The organism is Leeuwenhoekiella sp. CH_XMU1409-2 (assembly GCF_037029365.1).
GTDB classification, from domain to species: domain Bacteria; phylum Bacteroidota; class Bacteroidia; order Flavobacteriales; family Flavobacteriaceae; genus Leeuwenhoekiella; species Leeuwenhoekiella blandensis.
In genome coordinates this window covers 48585-67275 of the sequence record NZ_JAYMEI010000021.1, presented here as the reverse complement: position 1 = coordinate 67275, position 18691 = coordinate 48585, and the positions used below count along the sequence as shown (strand labels likewise).

Here is an 18691-nt window from a genome sequence, read left to right as displayed (position 1 = left end):
TTTAGTGTACCTAAGTTCAGCTCTCTTTTCTTGGTTTATACTACTCTAAAAATAACAATACAAGTCTAAAGGAGTGACTGAATACCAGCGGTAGCAGGGATTCAGTTGTATCGAGAAGTCTTTGAAGTCAGTGCGTCTATAGTTAACCATGTTGCTGTCTCGAAAACTTCTCGATACAATCCTTTCGCGCTCCGGCGCTCAAGCATCACTCGAAGTGACAGGGCGAAGCGTATTTCGTATTTCCAATTTCTACTTTCGTATTTGACGCTGTCTTTACTCTTTTTTCTATGATCTATTATCTCTTGTCTATCCACCGCAAACTGAATACTGCTACTGCCAACTGCTTATCCGTATTTCTAGGATTTACTTCCTAACCCTTACTGCAATCCCTCCAAATACTCCCTGAATGCTTCGGTATCATAATCGGCCATACCCATATGGGTGAGGGCGAGTTTGCCTTGGGCGTTGATGAGGATGGTGGTGGGGAGGCTGCCGGTGTTGTACATATCCGGCAGGTCGTAGGCGATGCGGTAAATGGGAAAGTCAAATCCTTTTTTTGCCTTAAAGGCTTTGGCCTTCTCAAAATCGGTATCAAAGGAAACCAGCACAAAGTTCACTTCGTCTTTTTTGTCGGCATACACCTTAGCGATGCCGGGCATTTCTGCGATACAGGGCGGACACCAGGTCGCCCAGAAGTTGATAAAATAGGGTTGCTTTGGCATATCGGCAAGGGAGACAAGTTGGTCGTTCTCATCAAAGAACTGTACATTAAGCTCTGCAGGATCGCCCGGGGCTACAGCTTCGCTTTGGGTTCCTTTTACCCGGGTTTTGGTATCCATATCCGGAACTTCTTTAAGCTGCGGATTCATAATACCCGTTTTCAGGATACCACGTTGCAGGGTCGCTATAATAGGTTTGTGCCATCCCTGAGAATAGACTAGGAGGAGAATACCGAAGAATAGGCCGTATTTCAACAGGCGTTTTTGTCGTGTGCTCATAGCGTCAAAAGTAGCAACTCTTGCAGGTTCTTTACGTAACCAAAGTCACAAAAAAAGCCCCTCCATTGCTGGAAGGGCTTTCGGTGAAGGTAAACTGTTTCTGGTGAAGTGTTTTGCGCTGTGAAGGTTGCGCAACCCACACAAGTTTACCCCTTTCAACACACACGAATAATTATCGTTACACGCAGGGCGTGCGTTTTTAAAATGTATTAAGTTTTAGTAACAGAAAATTTATAAACGGATGTGCTGGTAAAGGTTTCCCCGGGCTTCAATACAATACTCGGAAATTCCGGTTGATTGGGGGCATCGGGAAAATGCTGTGTTTCTAGAGCAAAAGCTGTTCTAAAGTCGTCTTTGGCTCCCGTTTTAAAGGTGTTTTTACTTTCCATAAAATTTCCGCTGTAAAACTGCAGGCCGGGTTCTTCGGTAAAGACCTCCATCACAATCCCGCTTTGATCTCCACTGATCTTCGCGGCAGGCTTTAAGGTTTCCCCAGTGGTATTGAGCACATAATTGTGGTCATAGCCTTTACCAAAGGTGAGTTGCTCATTGGCAGTTTCTATACGCTCCCCAATGCTATGCTCCTGAGTAAAATCAAAAGGCGTTCCTGCTACCGAGTCTAGCGTTCCGGTGGGGATCAATCCGCTGTCTACCGGCGTATATTGATCGGCGTTGATCACGAGGCTGTGGTTTAAAATACTTCCGCTGCCTTCCCCGTTCAGGTTGAAAAACGCGTGATTGGTAAGGTTTATCAGTGTTGTTTGATCGGTAGTCGCTTCATAGTCCATCTTGAGTTCGCGGTCTGCAGTCACGCTATAGGTCACTTTCACATCCACATTCCCAGGAAAGCCCATTTCCATATCCGGCGAGCGGTAGGTGAGCATCAGGGTGTGCGCATCGGGTTGGCGCGCATCCCACACTTTATACTGAAAACCCTGATCCCCACCGTGCAAGGCGTTATCGCCATTGTTTGTAGGCACTTGATATTCTTTGCCGTCCAGGGTGAATTTACCGTTGGCGATGCGGTTGCCCACACGCCCGATGGTCGCGCCAAAATACGGTTCGCTGGCATCGGCAAATTCCTGTACTCCGGCCATACCCACAACCACGTCGGTCATCTCACCATTCTTATTGGGCACCCAAAGGCCTACAATACGTCCGCCATAGTTGGTAAAGGCCACTTTAATGTCTTGATTTTCGATCCAGTACAAGTCGGTCTCCTTTCCGTCTATCGTCTGTTTAAAGGCGGAAGGATCTAAAAGAACCGCTTCAGAAGCTGCTGCTGTGGTTTCCTCTTCCGGCGCGTTGTTTACCATTTCTTTACAGGAATAAAAGCTTATGCCCAATGTGGTGATCAGGCATAAGCGGACGCATAATGTGGTTAGATTAATATGCATCGTTTAATTTTTTAATGAGGTCTACTTCGTCCTGACGATATGGTGTTCCGTCTTTTCTGAATACATCGTGAAACCATTCTACCGGCTCTTCCCCAGAGTCGATAGGCGTGTCCCAGGCATAGATCGTATTGGTTTTTCCGTTAACGAGTCCCCAGTTGATCGCACCAATATTGTTTTTGGCCAGCATAGGCAGGGTGGTAGAAAACCGACTGTCGTTAGTACGCGCCATATATTCGGTACAGATCATCGGGCGGTCGTGGGTTTTTAAGAGTTCGATCACGCGGCGGTGCATATCGGCACTTTCATAATCGTGGTAGGTGATGATGTCTGAGTGCTGCGCCTGAAAGGTGTTGAGCTCCTGGTAGCCCCAGCTCCATAGACCTGCAGAAAGCGGCTGGCTTGGGTTGATCTCCCGTGCCCAGGTGAATACGCTGGTGAGTAGCGGTAAGCTTTCGGTATTCTTGCCGTTGTTTCCGGGTTCATTATACAAGTCCCAAAACAAGATGCGGTCGTCGTCTTTAAAGGTTTTGATGATGTCTTGCACATAAGCCTTTAATTCGGGCGAGTTGGCCATCTCGTTAGAGGCAGGATATCCCGGGTCTTGCATCCAGCCGCTGTTGTGCGTTCCCGGTTTAGGAGCGCGCTGCTTTCCTATTTTAGGGTTGGCATCCCACACGTCGTCAAAGATCACAAAGATGGTTTTGATGTCGTGTTTATCGGCGATACTCAGGTAATCTGCCACACGCGCTTTAAAACCTGCTTTATCGGCCTTATAGGCCAGACTGTGCAGGTAGACACGCATCGTATTGAAGCCAATACCGGCGGCATAGCCCAGTTCACGGTCTATGGTCTCAGCATCATAAGTATCCTCCTGCCACATTTCTAATTGGTTAATGGCGGTACTCGGGATAAAATTGGCTCCGGTGATCCAGTCGTGCTCGGCATACCAGGCCTTTGCTTTTTCTTTAGACCATTTGTTGGCGTCAAGATTTGCCCCGCTCTGGCTAAAGCCAAAAAAACCAAGAGCGAGCGCAAATACTAAAAGTGTTTTTTTCATAATTGAGTTTGGTTACTGTTGTTATTCGTTTTCAGAAGGAATGGGTAAAATGACCGAAGTAGGTAAAGGCGTCCCTATAAAAGGTGTGCCGTCTTCTTGCCAATACAGGCGCTGCATACGCGGTGCACGTTTGTTGCCGCAGCCTTCTCCGGGATTAGAGTTGGCGTGGTATAAGATCCAGTCTTCTGTTCCGTCAGGAGATTTAAAAAAGGAATTATGTCCCGGAGCGTATACGCTGTTTTCCGGAGTTTGCTGAAATATAGGTTCTTCTTTTTTGGTCCAGGCCGAAGCATCCATTGGGTCTGTTCCTTCGAGGCTCAGCAAGCCCAAGGCATAAAAATCGGTCCAGCAGCCACTCGCAGAGAATACGATAAAGAGCTTGCCGTTGTGTTCTAAAAATTGCGGACCTTCATTGACATACACCTGCTCGGGATTGCCTGCCGTACCCAGATCGCCGTTACGCTCCCAGGGGTAGGTAGGCGAACTGATCTTCACCCGTTTCCCGGAAAGGGTGAGGGGATCGCTCATTTTGGCAATAAATAGATCCTGTTGCCCATTGGCATCTCCTTCCCAGCCAGACCAGGCCATATAGCGTTGGTTGTTGTATTCAAACACATTCCCGTCAATTGCCCATTTATCGGAGGGCGTAGCAAGTTTGCCTTTAAATTCCCATTGGTCATTCAGGGGATTGGCAGACGTGTTTTGCAACACATACATGCGGTGGTTTTCATTGGTGCCGTTATCGGCAGCCACATAAACATACCAGGTGTTGTTGATGTAATGAATCTCGGGCGCCCAGACGTTTTTGCTGTACATGGTTCCTTGCGGAGGCGTCCAGATGGTCTTGGATTGTGCTTCACGCAGGTTGGCGAGATTCTTGGTTTTCCAGAGCACTACGCGGTTGCCCATGGTATGGGTGTAATAATAGTACCCGTCTACATACACGCTAAACGGATCTGCACCCGAGTCTAACAACGGGTTTTGAAAGCTTTGTGCGGTAAGTGAACTGCCCACACCCATGAGCGCAATGAGGTTAAAAAGAAAAAAACGAAGCTTAAGGAACTGAGTCATACCAAAGTCGAAAACGTTATAGAAGCGAAATTCAGCAAAGCCAATACAATTGTACCTGTTGTCTTAGCTCATTTTTTCGATAGATCGTTTCAAAATGCTGTTTTTAAGCAGTATTTGGGGGGTATGAAACAAATTGATGTGCTTTGGGATAAATCTTTTGATAAAAAAATACTGAACTGACAAAAGTCATAAAATAGGTTGCTCTTGACTGGTACTTTTACCCTGTAATTTGATACTAATTAAAATTTTCAGGTATGACAACGCTATCAAAATTTCAGAACGACTTTACAAACAATATCATTGGCTATTCAGCTATAGGCATCATTCTAAGTACATGTTTAGGATCGGTTGCGATTATGACCACGTTGATGCATGGGCATACGTTACTACAAATGCTTTTTGTGATGATCACCGTTGTTTTTTGCAGTATGCATAATGCTTCAATTCTTACAGTTCAAAAGCCGCAGTTAATTTTTAAACTGCTGATTGCAAGTACTGTGGTAAACACCTTGATCATTGCCGGAGGTATGCTTCTTTAAGGGCTGAAGCAGACTGGCTTAAGGCCAGTTGGTAAAGCTTGCAAAGAAGACCATCTTTGATATTGAGGCCAGCCTCAAAGCATTTAAAGCTCGATTATCGAGTAAACGTATTCAACGTTTCACAAGAACCTAAACCCGATTCTCAACCCTACTTCCGGAAACCTGTACAATGGGTTTCCGGGAGTTCTTTTGATTAGAAAACATGACAACTCTAGTACGTAAATATAATGTTCCCGGCCCGCGGTATACCAGCTATCCTACCGTGCCATACTGGGATCAGGAAGCCTTTAGCCTTAAAGACTGGAAAGCCACCTTTAAAGCCAGTTTTTTAGAAAGCAATAAACGTGAGGGCATTAGCCTGTACATTCACTTACCCTTTTGTGAGTCGATGTGTACCTTTTGCGGCTGTACCAAACGCATTACCAAAAACCACAGTGTCGAAACACCTTATATCGATGCGGTGTTAAAAGAGCTCGCACTGTACAGAAGCTTTGTAGGGGAGCGACCTGTAATTCAACAAGTGCATCTGGGTGGGGGCACCCCCACCTTTTTTTCAGAACAGAACCTTGCCCGTCTCATCAATGGCATTTTTAAACACGCCGATAAAGCGCCGCAGTGCGAGATGAGTTTTGAGGGACATCCTAACAATACCACGCTTGAGCATCTGGAGACTTTGGCTTCGTTTGGTTTTAAACGGGTGTGTTACGGGGTACAGGATTATAATGAGACTGTGCAGAAGGCGATCAATCGTATTCAGCCTTTTGAGCATGTACAACGCGCTACAGATCAGGCACGACAGGCGGGGTATACCTCGGTGGGCCATGATATTATTTTCGGTTTGCCCTTTCAAAAATTGGAGCACGTAAAAAATACCATCGAGAAAACCATACAGCTCTTTCCAGATCGTATTGCGTTTTACAGCTATGCCCACGTGCCGTGGATCAAAGGCAACGGGCAACGTGGATATGATGAAGCCAATTTGCCTACGGCGGAAGAAAAACGGGAGCAGTATGAGGTAGGAAAACAGCTGCTTGCCGAAGCGGGATATGTTGAGATCGGGATGGATCACTTTGCCTTACCTACCGATGCGTTATATCACGCGCAGCAGGAAGAGCGCATACATCGCAACTTTATGGGTTATAATGCTTCAAAAACGCAGGTGATGCTGGGATTGGGCGTATCGGCCATTAGTGATAGCTGGTACAGTTTTGCACAAAACGTAAAAGGCATTAATGAATATTATCACCTGTTAGAAAATGACATTCTACCGGTGTTTAGAGGACATATTCTTACCGAAGAAGACTTGAAAATACGTAAACACATCCTTAACCTGATGTGCCATTTTAAAACCAGTTGGGAGACGCCGGCGCTTTATTTTGACGAATTGCCTGAAGTGTTGATCAAACTGAAAGAACTGGAAGCAGACGGCTTGCTGGTCTTTACCCACAAGGGACTTAGCGTAACCGAAAAAGGAAAGCCGTTTGTGCGCAACGTGTGCTTGCCTTTTGATTTGCGTTTACAACGTAACAAACCGGAAACCAAGCTTTTTTCGATGACCATTTGAGTCAGGCCAGGCTCATTTGATTTTTTTGATTGGTGAAAGCCTGCTCCCGTGACCGGAGCAGGCTTTTTCTTTAAGTGCTTTTGTTCATTTTTTCCATCGATGAAAAAACGAACCAAAAAAATCTAGGCTTATTTTTAGACCCTTGAAAACTACGCAAACGCCTTTGCCTGCGGATGGCAAGCCGCTGCGCTAGGCCATCCTCCACTGCCCACCGCTGAGTCGCCCGCTTGTTTTACTACAGCTCTAAAAAGTAGGCCGGTGCTGACGTTGAAATAGAAATCAGATTTCAGAAGAGAGACAAAAGATGAATTACTTATACCCGTAGGGTTAAACGAATTCAAAATTCCCTCGGTTCAGAATAGGCGCAGGACGTTCCGAAGGACAGGAGCGATAGCGACGCGGAACGTACAAGACGGTTTTTGCGATAGCGAAAAAATTCCTAAGCGAGGGGTCTTTTCTTTTGTTACTTTTCTTTGGACAAGACAAACCGAGGATACGAGGTTCACGAGCCCCCATGAAATAAACATTACGTGAGTAAAGAAAAGTAAGGAGTCTAATGATGTGGAGGATTATACAAACCGACTTTAGAAGGTTCCTAACTTACTTAGCATCATAAAGAAATAAGTTTAATGACAACTATGCGTTGCTGAGACTTCTGCTACAGCGACTTGATTAGAGGGTGAGATGTAGGGAATGCCAAGCCCCAGCCCGCGAAGGATAAACAGGCAGCCCATAAGCACTACGGCTACGGGAATGGCTTTAACCAGCAGCTGTTTGGTTTTTCCCTTTAAGAAATTACCAAGGTAAATGGCGGTGGTCATAAGCGGCAGGGTGCCTAATCCAAAAAACAGCATATAGACGCCGCCTTGTACACCACCACCGGAAGCGATGGCTCCAAAGATCGCCATATAGACCAAGCCACAGGGAAGGAGACCGTTTAAGAGGCCCAGCGTGAAAAAGGTAGACGCCTTCTTCTTTTTTAACTGAACGCCCAACGCGGTTTTGAGTCGGCTTACCAGGCGGTAAGCAGGTTTAGAAAAGCTGTAGGTTCCCATACGCTTGTGGGGTATGAGGATCACCAGGATCATCAAAACCCCAACAGCGATAGAGACTTGTTGTTGCAGGCCAAAAAGTTGGAGTCCACGACCCAGATAGCCCAATACCAATCCCAGCATCGCGTAGGTGAAGAGTCGGCCGCTGTGGTAACTCAGCACCTGAAAAAAGCGCTTAACGGGATTGTTGCGATCTACCGGCATGAGAAAGGCGATGGGGCCACACATACCTACGCAGTGAAAACTACCCAAAAGTCCAAAAAGTAATGCCGTCCAGATCATCGTTTAATAGGTTATGGCTTTCTCAAAGCGGTATTTTTTGCCTTGATACTCCCAGTTTACGGTAATGTTCCAGCGACCGTCAAGCAAGCGGCTGTCAGGTATGAGCAAAGTAGAATTTGACAAGGCTATCAACATGTCAAAATCAAGTTGCTTGCCAGACGGTCTGTATAGGAACACTTTTCCGGTTATTTCTTTAGGATCAAATGTTTCAGGAAACTGAAGCTCGTAACCGGCTTCGGTTTTTCTACCGGTCACCGGAGTTTCCAGCTGTGCCTCATTGGTAGCGGCATCAATAGTTTCCTGCAATTGCATTTCTTGTTTATAGTAATCTTCGGCCACCAGATCGTGGCTGTATTTATCGTCTGTGGTCATGGTGATCACAAAAAACATGATAAAGCCAATAAATAAGACCATACCAATGACCAGACCGGTTCCCCAATTGATTTTCATACTGCTAATTTTATAGTTGATGTGTAAGCGACCCCGTGTGGGTTAGGCATATTTTTCTGCCAGTTCTTCCTGACTCAAGGCTTTGCGTTCTTCGGCTTCCTTAAGCAAGCGCACTTTACAATTGTGATTTTGTCCCGGGTAGCCGTTTTTGCATCCTAAGCAGCAGTTTTGGTTCGATTTTGTACTCATAGTTCTAATTATTTATAACTGCGGGGTCCTAAAAACACCGTAGTTGTGGTTTCAATAAGTTGGTCTTCACTATAGACCCCTATTTTCAGTTTTTCCTTTTCGTCTTCGAGTTCGTGACTGTCTACTTCTATAAACAGCGTTCCTTCGGCAAGGCCTTGCTCAGGCACTTGAATGCGATCGTGTGACACGACGCGTATGATTCCTTTATGAGAGATCAATTCAAAATGCACTTCAGGAATCTCTTTGGTGGTTTTATTGATGAGTTTGTAGGTATACACATTGCTGATGATGTCTTCGCCTTTATGCTCATACAATTGCCCCGGAAGTCGCAATACGGTTGCTTCAACATCATTGCGCAAAAACAGCATTCCTGTAAGTACGCCCAGCAGGATCACCAGCACAGCGGTATAGCCTTTTAATCGGGCATTGAAGGTGAACTTAGCCTTCTTCTCAATATTTTCTTCACTCGCATAACGAATGAGATCTTTAGGCAGATTCACTGCTGCCATCATCTGGTTACACGCATCGATACAAGCGGTACAATTTACACACTCCAGCTGGGTGCCGTTGCGAATATCGATACCCGTAGGACATACCTGCACGCACTGTGCACAGTCGATACAATCCCCTTTTCCGGTTGCAGCGCGATCTTCAGACTTTTTAAATTTGGCTCTGCCGGCTTCTTTTTCTCCGCGCTTGTGGTCATAGGCCACAACGATCGATTTGTTGTCGAGCAGTACGCCTTGGAGCCTTCCGTAGGGACAAACGATGATACACACCTGTTCTCTAAACCAGGCAAACACAAAGTAGAATACACTGGTAAAGATGAGCAGCGAGATCAAAGTACCCACGTGATTGGCCGGCCCGTCTGTGATGTACTCAATAAGACGATCACTACCTATGAGATACGCAAGAAACACATTGGCAATAAGAAAGGAGATCACAAAAAAGATGCTCCATTTAATACTACGTTTTCTTAGTTTCTCTGCATTCCATGGCATCTTGTCCAGACGCATTTGTTTCCCGCGATCGCCTTCGATCCAGTATTCAATTCTGCGGAAGACCATCTCCATAAAAATAGTCTGTGGACAAATCCACCCACAAAAAAGCCTTCCGAAAGCGACCGTAAAGAGTACCACAAAGACGACGCCCGTGATCATAATGATCACAAACAGGTGAAAGTCTTGCGGCCAAAAAGGAAACCCAAAAATATTAAAGCGGCGTTCCAGCACATTGAACATCAAAAACTGATTGCCATTGATGTGAATAAAAGGTGCGCCAAATAAAAAGATCAAGAGCACATAGCTCACCAGCTTGCGGTACTCATAGAGCTTACCCACCGGTTTTTTAGGATACACCCACGAGCGTTTTCCTTCCTCGTTGATGGTTCCTATACTGTCTCTAAAATGTTCTTGATCCTGAGAAGCCATGGCTTATTCTTTAGTCTGAATGATATCTCCGGTTACCGCTTCTGTTTCTAATAACACTTCGATCTGTGTTGAGTCTTGCGTTACCTGAGCTTCTCCAATTGGAGCGTTCTCATCAACCCAAAGGTCACCCTGAGGCTCTTTAGCATCTGCGGGATTGGTACCGTGCAGACTCAATACATAACTGGCAACCTGAGCGATCTCACTGGGTTTCAAGTCGGTTTTCCAGGCGATCATCCCTTTACCGGCACGACCTCCTTCAGAAATGGTATGGAATACATTTTTGATGCCTCCACCTAAGATCCAGTAATCGTCGGTAAGGTTAGGGCCGATACCACCGCCACCGCCGGCTTTATGACATGCCACACAATTACCGCTGAAGATATTCTCCCCGGCTTTGATGTCTGAAGCATCGGTAAGCAATTCTACTGTGTTCTCATCTACAAGATCTTTTGCGGTTTTCTTGTACTCTTCGATCTCTATTTTTGCCTGAGCCACTGCTTGCTCATACTCGTCGATCTGGTTGTCGCCGCCCAGCACTTCAAAACGAATGAGGTAAATGGCCGCAAATAGTATGGTAGCGTAGAACCCGTATACCCACCACGGCGGAAGGTTATTGTCAAGTTCCTTGATGCCATCGTAGTTGTGGTCTAGGATGATCTCGTCTTCTTCTTCAATAGCTTTTACTCGGGTGAGTTTAGCATAAAGACCTTTTAACCAGGCGGTACGTTGTTCTTTTTTTGCAGCAACTTCTGCCTGATATTGTGCTTGAGCTTCCGGCTTTAGGGTTTTAAAGAGTACAGCGCGTAGGCTTTCTATACAGATCTCAAAAGCGATGTACATAAAAACCAGCACGGCATAAATGGCCCACAACCAGTTTTGTGTGGTGAATACCGAAGCTTCGTCTTCGGGCGTTCCTACATAATTTAAAAAGAGGTAGGCAAAGCCGGCAAAAACCAGAATGCGTATAAGTGATGCGATACTTCTCATGAGTGTTCAGATTTTAGTTGGTCGTCTAACGGAATGTTACTCACTTCGTTGATGTGCTCTTTTTTTGCGGTAAATACCCATAAGAAGAGCGCTACAAAAAAGAGGAAAAAGATGAGTAGGGAGATGATGGGGTAGATGCTTACCCCATCAATATTTTCTAGATTCTGTTTTACAAATTTCAACATGGCTATTCGGTTTTAGCAGCGCTTACTTCAGGGCTGTTTTTAATTTTAATATCGGTTCCTAAGCGTTGTAGATACGCGATAAGGGCAACGATCTCCCGGTTGCGCATTTCTACGAAATCTTCACCGTTTTCTTGCGCATACTTTTTATCAGACTCGTAGGTGTCTGCAAAATCAGGATCGGTATAGAGGTTTTGCTCTATTTGGGTTCCCTGCTCCAGCATCCACTGTTGTGCGCGTTCGATATCTTCAACTGTATACGGCACGCCCAGTTTTTGCATTGCTCTCATCTTATCTTCGGTCTTCGACTTGTCTAGTTCGCTACGTATCAACCAACTGTAAGAAGGCATTATCGAACCGGATGAGGTACTCTGCGGATCGTACATATGATTAAGGTGCCAGTTGTCTGAGTACTTTCCACCTACGCGTAACAGGTCGGGGCCGGTACGTTTACTACCCCATAAGAAGGGATGGTCATAAACATATTCTCCTGATTTGGAATACTCGCCATAACGCTCTACTTCACTGCGGAACGGTCTGATCATTTGTGAGTGACACGACACACAACCTTCTCTGATGTAAAGGTCACGACCTTCTAATTCAAGCGGGGTATACGGTTTTACGGTGGAAATTACCGGTACATAATCGTCAACGATCAAGGATGGAATGATCTGAACCATACCTCCGATCAAAATAGCGATGGTTGCAAAAATGGTAAGTTTTACCGGGCGACGCTCTAACCAGGTATGATAGCCTTCTTTTGCGGTACGCTTGCTGGTCACGCGTTGTAGCGGTGCAGCTTCAGCAAGTTCGTCGGTTACTTTGCTTCCGCTTTTTACGGTTTTAAATACGTTGTACAGCATTACAAATGCACCCAGAATATACAAGCTACCTCCTATGGCACGCATCCAGTACATTGGGATGATCTCGGTTAAGGTTTCCAGGAAGTTTCCGTAGGTAAGCGTTCCGTCAGGATTGAATTGTTTCCACATAGATGCCTGTACAAATCCTGCAACATACATCGGTAGCGCGTACATAATGATCCCTAAAGTTCCTACCCAGAAATGCACGTTAGCCAGTTTGGTAGACCAGAGTTTGGTTTTAAACAGGCGAGGTACTAGCCAGTATACCATACCAAAGGTTAAGAAACCATTCCACGCCAAAGCACCTACGTGTACGTGGGCGATAACCCAGTCGCTAAAGTGTGCGATCGCGTTTACGTTTTTAAGCGAGAGCATAGGGCCTTCAAAAGTGGCCATCCCATACCCGGTAATGGCAACTACCATAAACTTCAAAACAGGATCGGTACGTACTTTATCCCAAGCACCACGCAGGGTTAAGAGTCCGTTGATCATTCCACCCCAAGACGGTGCGATCAACATTACTGAGAACGCTACCCCAAGGTTTTGTGCCCAGTCGGGTAATGCAGAATATAATAAGTGGTGTGGTCCTGCCCAGATATAGATAAAGATGAGCGACCAGAAATGCACGATAGAAAGACGATACGAATATACCGGGCGGTTTGCCGCTTTAGGCACAAAGTAATACATCAAGCCTAAAAACGGAGTCGTTAAAAAGAAGGCTACCGCGTTGTGGCCATACCACCATTGTACCAGTGCATCTTGTACACCTGCATATACCGAGTAACTTTTAAGAGCGCTTACCGGGATCTCGATGCTGTTTACAATGTGTAGCACCGCTACGGTAACAAAGGTTCCTAAATAAAACCAGATCGCAACATACAGGTGACGCTGTCTACGTTTTAAGATCGTACCGATAAGGTTGGCACCAAAGGCCACCCATACCAAGGCGATGGCGATATCAAAAGGCCACTCGAGTTCTGCATATTCTTTTGAAGTAGTATAGCCTAACGGAAGCGTAAGCGCAGCACCTACAATGATGAGCTGCCAGCCCCAGAAGTTAAAGTTACTCAGCCAGTCTTGCCACATACGTGCTTTAAGCAGGCGTTGAGTCGAGTAGTAGACTCCGGCAAAAATGGCATTTCCTACAAAGGCAAAGATCACGGCATTAGTATGCAAGGGACGTAGGCGCCCAAAGCTGAGCCACGAGATGCCATCTGTAAGGTTGGGAAATAAAAACATAAAGGCGAGCAGTAGTCCTACGCTCATACCAATGATCCCCCAGAAGATGGTGGCATTGATAAACTTTCTTACGATCTTGTTATCGTAATAAAACTGTTCTGTTTGCATAATTACTTCAGTTTGCGATTAGCGTTGTTTTGGGTTTTGGATTGTGGTGTAGCTTTTGAAGTTTTAGAAGCACCTTTTACGAGTTCGTCTTCAAAAAGCATACGTACAGATGGGGTATAGGTGTCATCGTACTGTCCCTGTCTTACCGAGAGAATAAAGGCCACAAAAAAGACCACAGCTACAACCACGCTTATCGCGAGAAGCATATAAATGATACTCATACCTACCTGATTTTATACGGTAAAATTACCGGTGTATGTTTGTTTAAAAGATGACATAAATCAGCTTTTGAAATTATTTTGATTTTTTATTGGCATCGACAAATGATTCAATATCAGAGTCTTGCCTTGATCTAGTTTACCTGGCGCTGAAGGCTGCGACCATAATAGTAAGTGGCCAGCGTTGTAAACACCACAATACTTATCGAGCTCAGCGGCATGAGAATGGCTGCGTACACCGGTTTTAGATTACCTGTGATCGCCAGAACCAGTCCTACCAGATTGTAGAGCAATGAGAATACAAAACTCCATTTGATGATGCGTTTTCCTTGTTTTGCCAGTTGTATAAATGCGGGAAGATCTTTAAAGCGCGAAGCGTCAAGAATCCCGTCACAGGCAGGTGAAAACACATTGATATTCTCTGAAATGGCGATGCCCACGTCGCTTTGCGCCAGCGCTCCGCTGTCGTTGAGACCGTCACCTATCATTAAAACCTTTTTACCTTGTTGCTGTAGGTTTTTGATGAAATTGAGCTTGTCGTCTGGCTGTTGCTCAAAGTGCATCTCTACTTCCTGTGTGAGGAGTGCATTTAGATTTTGGCGTTCGGCATCATTATCTCCAGAAAGAATGATGAGTTTAGCCTGTTGCTGTAAGGCAGTAAAGACCTCTTTTAAGCTTTTTCTGAAGCGGTTGTAAAACACATAACAACCTTTGTAAGCAGCATTAGTACTGATGTGAACCGCGGTGCGTTTTCCATTCTTAAAAACCCATCCGGCGTTCTTGCCGCCCACAAAATCATACGAACCTATTTTGACGCTGTTTTGATTTGCAGTGCCATAGATACCGTGTCCTACTTCCTCTTCAAACTCATCAAGCGTTTGAATGTCGTGATTCTGAAGGATTGCATATAAGCTGCGACTCAGTGGGTGGTTTGAAGCTCTTAGCGTACTAGTGACCAGCGACTCTTCATCTTCGGTTAAGGCCAAGCCTTCATAACGAATGGCTGTTTCTGAGGCTGTGGTAAGCGTACCCGTCTTGTCAAATACAATATGGTCTACATCTGCAAGTTGCTCAAGGATGGCTGCATCTTTAAGGTATAATTTGTGTTTGCCGGTGATGCGTAATAAGTTACCCAGCGTAAAAGGTGCCGAAAGAGCCAAAGCACAAGGGCAAGCCACAATGAGTATCGCGGTAAATACATTAAGGGCCATAGCCGGATTGTAAACCAACCAGAACAGGCCGGCTAGCGTAGCAATACTGAGCACGCCCCAGGTAAAATGTTTACTTATTCGCGCCGTAAGGCTGTTGAGGTGGGTTTGTTTTTCTTTTTTAAAGGCCTCGTTGCTCCATAATTGGGTGAGGTAACTTTGTTCTACCGCTTTGGTTACGCGCAATTCGATAATGCCGCCCTGCTGTCTTCCACCGGCAAAAAGCGTGTCTCCGGCGTTTTTAGCAACGGGTTCGGCCTCACCGGTAACGAAGCTGTAATCCAGCAATCCTTCTCCTTTTAAAAGAATGCCATCTACAGGCAAGAGTTCGCCATTACGAATGAGAATACGGTCGTCCGGTTGCAGTTCGTACACCGGTACTTGCTGCTCCAGATATCTGTTTTTAAAATGCTTTGCCGGTTCCAGACGGGTGACGGCAATAGGGAAATAGGATTTGTAATCCCGTTCAAAAGACAAAAACGCATAGGTTTTTTGCTGAAAGAACTTTCCAAGTAATAAAAAGAATACCAGACCGGCGAGACTGTCAAAAAAGCCTGTTCCGGTTTGAGTGATCACCTCGGCGCACGAGCGTACAAAGAGAACCAGAATACCCAATGCGATGGGGACATCGATGTTAAGCAGTTTTGAGCGTATTGATTTATACGCAGAGCGGAAGTAATCCTGAGCAGAATACACTACCACAGGAATCGAGAACGCCAGCATTAAACCCCTAAAAAGATGCTTGTATTGATCGAGCCAGAATTCTTCAACCTCAAAATATTCTGGAAAAGACAAGAACATGATATTGCCAAAGGCAAAGCCGGCAACGCCCAGTTTATAAATGAGTGAACGGTCTGTTTTCTTTTCCTTTTTATTGAAATCCTCAAGAGAAATTGCAGGTTCGTAGCCCAGCATACACAGCAATTCTACTACTTGTTTTAGCGAGAGTACCGAGGCATCATAGGTGATGCGTATGCTTTTTTCCGGGAAATTGACCTGCGTACTTTTTATCGCAGCGTTAAGTTTGTTGAGGTTTTCTAACACCCAAATGCAGGAGCTGCAATGAATGGCAGGGATCGTAAATGAAACGATCTGTGTGTTTTGCTCGTTAAACTCCAGAAGTTTATCAAGAATGGTTTCATTGGTGAGGAAGTCAAACTTGCCTTGCACCGCTTTAGGTGAGATCCCGGGGTTTTGGTCGAGGTTGTAATAGTATTCCAGATCATTCTCGTGAAGAATGTCGTATACCGTTTTACAGCCGTTACAGCAAAACATCTTGTCCTGATGCTTTATGCTGTCGCTTAAACACGGGTCACCACAATGATAGCAGTTTTCCATTTTAATCTAATTTGCTCAAATACCTGATACAAAGGACTAAAAGATCCTAAGGTTAAAAGATGACTTTTGTCAGTTCTCAAAAAAAATGTGTTAATTTTGAAGTATGGCAGCACACGAACAAACCCGATGCGAAAACTGTATCATTAGAGAGCTCAATTCCCTCAGAGCCCTTAAAAAGGAGGAGCTCAAAGCCATTTCTGATAGTAAAGAGATGCGTGTGATCAAAAAAGGGGAACCTCTTTTTAAGGAAGGAGAGAAGCTGGGAGGTGTGTATTGCGTGCGTAATGGGGTTTCTAAACTCTCTAAAATAAGCGATAACGGTAAGGATCAAATTGTCAAGATCGCTTCAAAAGGAGAAGTCATGGGGCAGCGCTCGGTTATCGCTGAGCAAACTACCAATCTTAGTGCTGTAGCACTTAATGATATGGAAGTGTGTTTTATTCCTAAACATAACATTACAGCGGGTATTCAAGATAACCCTGAGTTTACACAAGCGGTTTTAAAATATATGGCGCAGGAGCTCAAAGTGGCAGATGACGTTATAGTGAATATGTCGCAGAAAACGGTAAACCAAAGACTTGCAGAAACCCTGTTGTATATTGAGAATAATTTTGGCCTGGATGCAGAAGGCTACCTCGCGCTTATTTTATCACGGTCAGATATTGCAGATGTCGTGGGTACGGCAACCGAACTTTGCATACGTACACTTGCCAAATTTAAAAAGGAAGAACTCATTGAGACCAAAGGAAAGCGCATCAAGCTCATCGACAAAAAAGGCTTGAACCAACTCAAGAACGGTTTTTAAAATACTTTGGGGGTCCAGCCTTCTAAAATGAATTTTGGGTTTTGGTAATCTGTGATCAATTGTTGGTCTTCGGGTAGTTGAAGCTGTTTAGCATAGGCAGCCCGTTGAGAAACGTCAGCTTCAGTAGAATCTTTAAGTTTACGGCTCTTATATTCCCAATAATGCAGTTGGTCTTTTGCTTCACCCACTGCACCCCATCCTTCAGGAATGATATTGTCTAAATAACAGTTGATCAAAACCGCTTCTGCATTGGGATAGTTGTAGCCTTTATTGTCAGGTGCACGGGCGATTTCACTTCCGTTAGTGCGCGTTCCCGTAAAACTGCAATTGACAAAAACATTACCGTGATTTTCTTCAGTATTTCTTACCCACATAAACGGGCCGGGCGAGTAGAACTCACAAGACTTGAAAAATGCGGGTCCACGTCCCAGGATCATATCTCCGCCACCATCTATGGTGACATTTTCAAAATAGGCAGGACCGTTGGTTTGCAAGGCATCACCATCCCCAACGATAGAGACATCTTTAACCAGTATTTTGTCGCCGTTGATGAGGAGTCCTTCGGCCTGTCCTTTTAATAGCGTTTTAATCGTGAGGTTATGCAATTGAATGTTCTCGCAGTTATCAATTGCAAAAGCCGCTCTACGTGAAGGGAAGGTTCCCGGCCATTCATTGGTTTTTACATACTCCGGGTGTGGATTAAAAACTTCATTATTGGCATATTGGATAATGGTGTTTTTTTGATCTGCGCCGCTTATGCTGATATTGGTCTTGTTCCTAAAATAGATCAGGTCTTCATATATCCCTTCCTTTACAAAGATCTTAATCGAGTCCTTGTGAAAATCCGGAATACAATCAACGGCACCCTGCAAGGTATTAAAATCGCCCGTCCCTTTATGGTCTACCACCAGACGCTTAGTAGACAAATCAGGTTTTTGGGTTTTGGTGGTAAAGGTCCATTGGGTTTTATCATAAATGCCTTTAAAGGGTTTACCGCTATTTTTTAAAACGGTGCTGTCTACCAAAACATAATAGGACGTATCATACTCCAGCAAATTATGGTGCAGGTTAATGATGGCAGTGGTGTCGTGAATGATTATGGGATAGAAATGAAAAGCATCGGTAAAACCGCCAATGATGGTAAGTTGGTACTCATCAGAATTAGGAGCAGCGGTGCCTGATGGAGTGCCGGGTTTGGTATTGGCATTGGTAGCTGTGGCTGGAGCATATTGATATGGGGTTTGCGTGTAAGTAGCTTCAGGATTTTTGCGAGGCTCGGTCGGGCCTGGTGGAATACTCAAGTCGAGCACATCGACTAAGGTATCGGTTTCCTGTTCGTAGATACGAATCAGTCCCGAAGTGCCAATTTCTGGTTTGGTATCAAAAGTGATTTTTAGATGGGTGTCTACGTTTACAGCTTTTTGCTCAGGTTGGGGGTAGAGCTGCAAAGCTGCCGAATCTTTGGGTTGACACGCGTAAAAAACACACAGAATAACGAAGCTGGAGAAGAACAATCGGGCGGTTTGCTGAATCATAGTAGTGTACGGGTTAGCTGCAACGAGACGCCCTGTTTTAAATCATCTGCCTGGGCGTAAAGTGCCACTAAAATATCACTTTTGGTTGAAATCAGCTAATAATCAATGCTTTGTATTTTGAAAACTGGGTTGGAGAGGAGGTGGTTACTCTAGCTGCTGTTAGGCAATCCTAATGCCTA

General features: G+C 45.0%; 17 protein-coding genes. 3 read left to right on the top strand and 14 right to left on the bottom strand.

Annotated elements, in window-relative coordinates:
- Positions 1–377: 377 nt before the first annotated feature.
- From WA338_RS17300 to WA338_RS17285, 4 genes are all read right to left on the bottom strand, one after another.
- Entirely contained in the window at positions 378–998 is a 621-nt protein-coding gene (locus WA338_RS17300) for a TlpA family protein disulfide reductase (RefSeq protein ID WP_040532497.1), read from the bottom strand.
- Positions 999–1207: 209 nt separating this feature from the next.
- A complete protein-coding gene (locus tag WA338_RS17295; protein ID WP_230199224.1) occupies positions 1208–2395 on the bottom strand; it encodes an aldose epimerase family protein in 1188 nt (395 codons plus the stop codon).
- Positions 2385–3452 carry a cellulase family glycosylhydrolase gene (locus WA338_RS17290; RefSeq protein ID WP_009778688.1) on the bottom strand — a complete coding sequence of 356 codons (1068 nt, stop codon included), beginning with the start codon at positions 3450–3452 and terminating at the stop codon, positions 2385–2387. The genes WA338_RS17295 and WA338_RS17290 overlap by 11 nt, the downstream gene beginning before the upstream one ends.
- 21 nt (positions 3453–3473) lie before the next feature.
- A complete protein-coding gene (locus WA338_RS17285) occupies positions 3474–4472 on the bottom strand; it encodes a glycoside hydrolase family 43 protein (protein ID WP_336094328.1) in 999 nt (332 codons plus the stop codon).
- Between the two features lie 305 nt (positions 4473–4777).
- Between WA338_RS17285 and WA338_RS17280 the strand changes: the two genes are divergently transcribed.
- Together WA338_RS17280 and hemN are read left to right on the top strand one after the other, a co-directional pair.
- Positions 4778–5062, top strand: a complete 285-nt coding sequence (locus WA338_RS17280; protein WP_336094326.1) for a hypothetical protein — start codon at positions 4778–4780, stop codon at positions 5060–5062.
- Positions 5063–5264: 202 nt separating this feature from the next.
- Positions 5265–6626 (top strand): oxygen-independent coproporphyrinogen III oxidase, encoded by a 1362-nt coding sequence (hemN, locus tag WA338_RS17275; protein ID WP_272985129.1) that lies wholly within the window; start codon positions 5265–5267, stop codon positions 6624–6626.
- 626 nt (positions 6627–7252) lie between these two features.
- Here hemN and WA338_RS17270 read toward each other — a convergent pair.
- The 9 genes from WA338_RS17270 to WA338_RS17230 all read right to left on the bottom strand — a co-directional run bounded on the left by WA338_RS17270 (position 7253) and on the right by WA338_RS17230 (position 16172).
- A complete protein-coding gene (locus tag WA338_RS17270) occupies positions 7253–7960 on the bottom strand; it encodes a sulfite exporter TauE/SafE family protein (protein ID WP_009778693.1) in 708 nt (235 codons plus the stop codon).
- Positions 7961–7963: 3 nt separating this feature from the next.
- A complete protein-coding gene (locus tag WA338_RS17265; protein WP_009778694.1) occupies positions 7964–8410 on the bottom strand; it encodes a FixH family protein in 447 nt (148 codons plus the stop codon).
- A 42-nt stretch (positions 8411–8452) separates the two neighbouring features.
- Positions 8453–8599: a hypothetical protein gene (locus tag WA338_RS17260; RefSeq protein WP_009778695.1), complete on the bottom strand. Its 147-nt coding sequence runs from the start codon at positions 8597–8599 to the stop codon at positions 8453–8455.
- Positions 8600–8607: 8 nt separating this feature from the next.
- Complete coding sequence (ccoG, locus tag WA338_RS17255) at positions 8608–10029, bottom strand: cytochrome c oxidase accessory protein CcoG (RefSeq protein WP_009778696.1); 1422 nt, start codon at positions 10027–10029, stop codon at positions 8608–8610.
- 3 nt (positions 10030–10032) lie between these two features.
- Positions 10033–11016: a cbb3-type cytochrome c oxidase N-terminal domain-containing protein gene (locus WA338_RS17250; protein WP_009778697.1), complete on the bottom strand. Its 984-nt coding sequence runs from the start codon at positions 11014–11016 to the stop codon at positions 10033–10035.
- Positions 11013–11201 carry a CcoQ/FixQ family Cbb3-type cytochrome c oxidase assembly chaperone gene (locus tag WA338_RS17245; protein WP_009778698.1) on the bottom strand — a complete coding sequence of 63 codons (189 nt, stop codon included), beginning with the start codon at positions 11199–11201 and terminating at the stop codon, positions 11013–11015. Before WA338_RS17245 ends, WA338_RS17250 begins: the two co-directional genes overlap by 4 nt.
- 2 nt (positions 11202–11203) lie before the next feature.
- On the bottom strand, positions 11204–13408 hold the full coding sequence (ccoN, locus tag WA338_RS17240; RefSeq protein ID WP_009778699.1) for a cytochrome-c oxidase, cbb3-type subunit I: 2205 nt from the start codon (positions 13406–13408) through the stop codon (positions 11204–11206).
- A gap of 2 nt (positions 13409–13410) precedes the next feature.
- Complete coding sequence (gene ccoS / locus WA338_RS17235) at positions 13411–13629, bottom strand: cbb3-type cytochrome oxidase assembly protein CcoS (RefSeq protein ID WP_009778700.1); 219 nt, start codon at positions 13627–13629, stop codon at positions 13411–13413.
- 131 nt (positions 13630–13760) lie between these two features.
- Positions 13761–16172: a heavy metal translocating P-type ATPase gene (locus WA338_RS17230; RefSeq protein WP_273419874.1), complete on the bottom strand. Its 2412-nt coding sequence runs from the start codon at positions 16170–16172 to the stop codon at positions 13761–13763.
- 103 nt (positions 16173–16275) lie between these two features.
- Between WA338_RS17230 and WA338_RS17225 the strand changes: the two genes are divergently transcribed.
- The gene (locus tag WA338_RS17225; protein ID WP_009778702.1) at positions 16276–16977 is read left to right on the top strand and encodes a Crp/Fnr family transcriptional regulator; all 702 of its coding nucleotides are present in this window, start codon (positions 16276–16278) and stop codon (positions 16975–16977) included.
- On the opposite strand, the gene WA338_RS17220 is transcribed toward WA338_RS17225, so the two are convergent.
- Positions 16974–18512 (bottom strand): pectinesterase family protein, encoded by a 1539-nt coding sequence (locus tag WA338_RS17220; protein ID WP_336094315.1) that lies wholly within the window; start codon positions 18510–18512, stop codon positions 16974–16976. The two genes, WA338_RS17225 and WA338_RS17220, sit on opposite strands and share 4 nt — an antisense overlap.
- Positions 18513–18691: the final 179 nt, after the last annotated feature.

What these genes read in the sequence shown, in the direction of transcription:
- WA338_RS17300 (WP_040532497.1), bottom strand. Translation starts at nt 998, where the DNA reads ATGAGCACACGACAAAAACGCCTGTTGAAATACGGCCTATTCTTCGGT.
- WA338_RS17295 (WP_230199224.1), bottom strand. Translation starts at nt 2,395, where the DNA reads ATGCATATTAATCTAACCACATTATGCGTCCGCTTATGCCTGATCACC.
- WA338_RS17290 (WP_009778688.1), bottom strand. Translation starts at nt 3,452, where the DNA reads ATGAAAAAAACACTTTTAGTATTTGCGCTCGCTCTTGGTTTTTTTGGC.
- WA338_RS17285 (WP_336094328.1), bottom strand. Translation starts at nt 4,472, where the DNA reads ATGGGTGTGGGCAGTTCACTTACCGCACAAAGCTTTCAAAACCCGTTG.
- WA338_RS17280 (WP_336094326.1), top strand. Translation starts at nt 4,778, where the DNA reads ATGACAACGCTATCAAAATTTCAGAACGACTTTACAAACAATATCATT.
- hemN (WP_272985129.1), top strand. Translation starts at nt 5,265, where the DNA reads ATGACAACTCTAGTACGTAAATATAATGTTCCCGGCCCGCGGTATACC.
- WA338_RS17270 (WP_009778693.1), bottom strand. Translation starts at nt 7,960, where the DNA reads ATGATCTGGACGGCATTACTTTTTGGACTTTTGGGTAGTTTTCACTGC.
- WA338_RS17265 (WP_009778694.1), bottom strand. Translation starts at nt 8,410, where the DNA reads ATGAAAATCAATTGGGGAACCGGTCTGGTCATTGGTATGGTCTTATTT.
- WA338_RS17260 (WP_009778695.1), bottom strand. Translation starts at nt 8,599, where the DNA reads ATGAGTACAAAATCGAACCAAAACTGCTGCTTAGGATGCAAAAACGGC.
- ccoG (WP_009778696.1), bottom strand. Translation starts at nt 10,029, where the DNA reads ATGGCTTCTCAGGATCAAGAACATTTTAGAGACAGTATAGGAACCATC.
- WA338_RS17250 (WP_009778697.1), bottom strand. Translation starts at nt 11,016, where the DNA reads ATGAGAAGTATCGCATCACTTATACGCATTCTGGTTTTTGCCGGCTTT.
- WA338_RS17245 (WP_009778698.1), bottom strand. Translation starts at nt 11,201, where the DNA reads ATGTTGAAATTTGTAAAACAGAATCTAGAAAATATTGATGGGGTAAGC.
- ccoN (WP_009778699.1), bottom strand. Translation starts at nt 13,408, where the DNA reads ATGCAAACAGAACAGTTTTATTACGATAACAAGATCGTAAGAAAGTTT.
- ccoS (WP_009778700.1), bottom strand. Translation starts at nt 13,629, where the DNA reads ATGAGTATCATTTATATGCTTCTCGCGATAAGCGTGGTTGTAGCTGTG.
- WA338_RS17230 (WP_273419874.1), bottom strand. Translation starts at nt 16,172, where the DNA reads ATGGAAAACTGCTATCATTGTGGTGACCCGTGTTTAAGCGACAGCATA.
- WA338_RS17225 (WP_009778702.1), top strand. Translation starts at nt 16,276, where the DNA reads ATGGCAGCACACGAACAAACCCGATGCGAAAACTGTATCATTAGAGAG.
- WA338_RS17220 (WP_336094315.1), bottom strand. Translation starts at nt 18,512, where the DNA reads ATGATTCAGCAAACCGCCCGATTGTTCTTCTCCAGCTTCGTTATTCTG.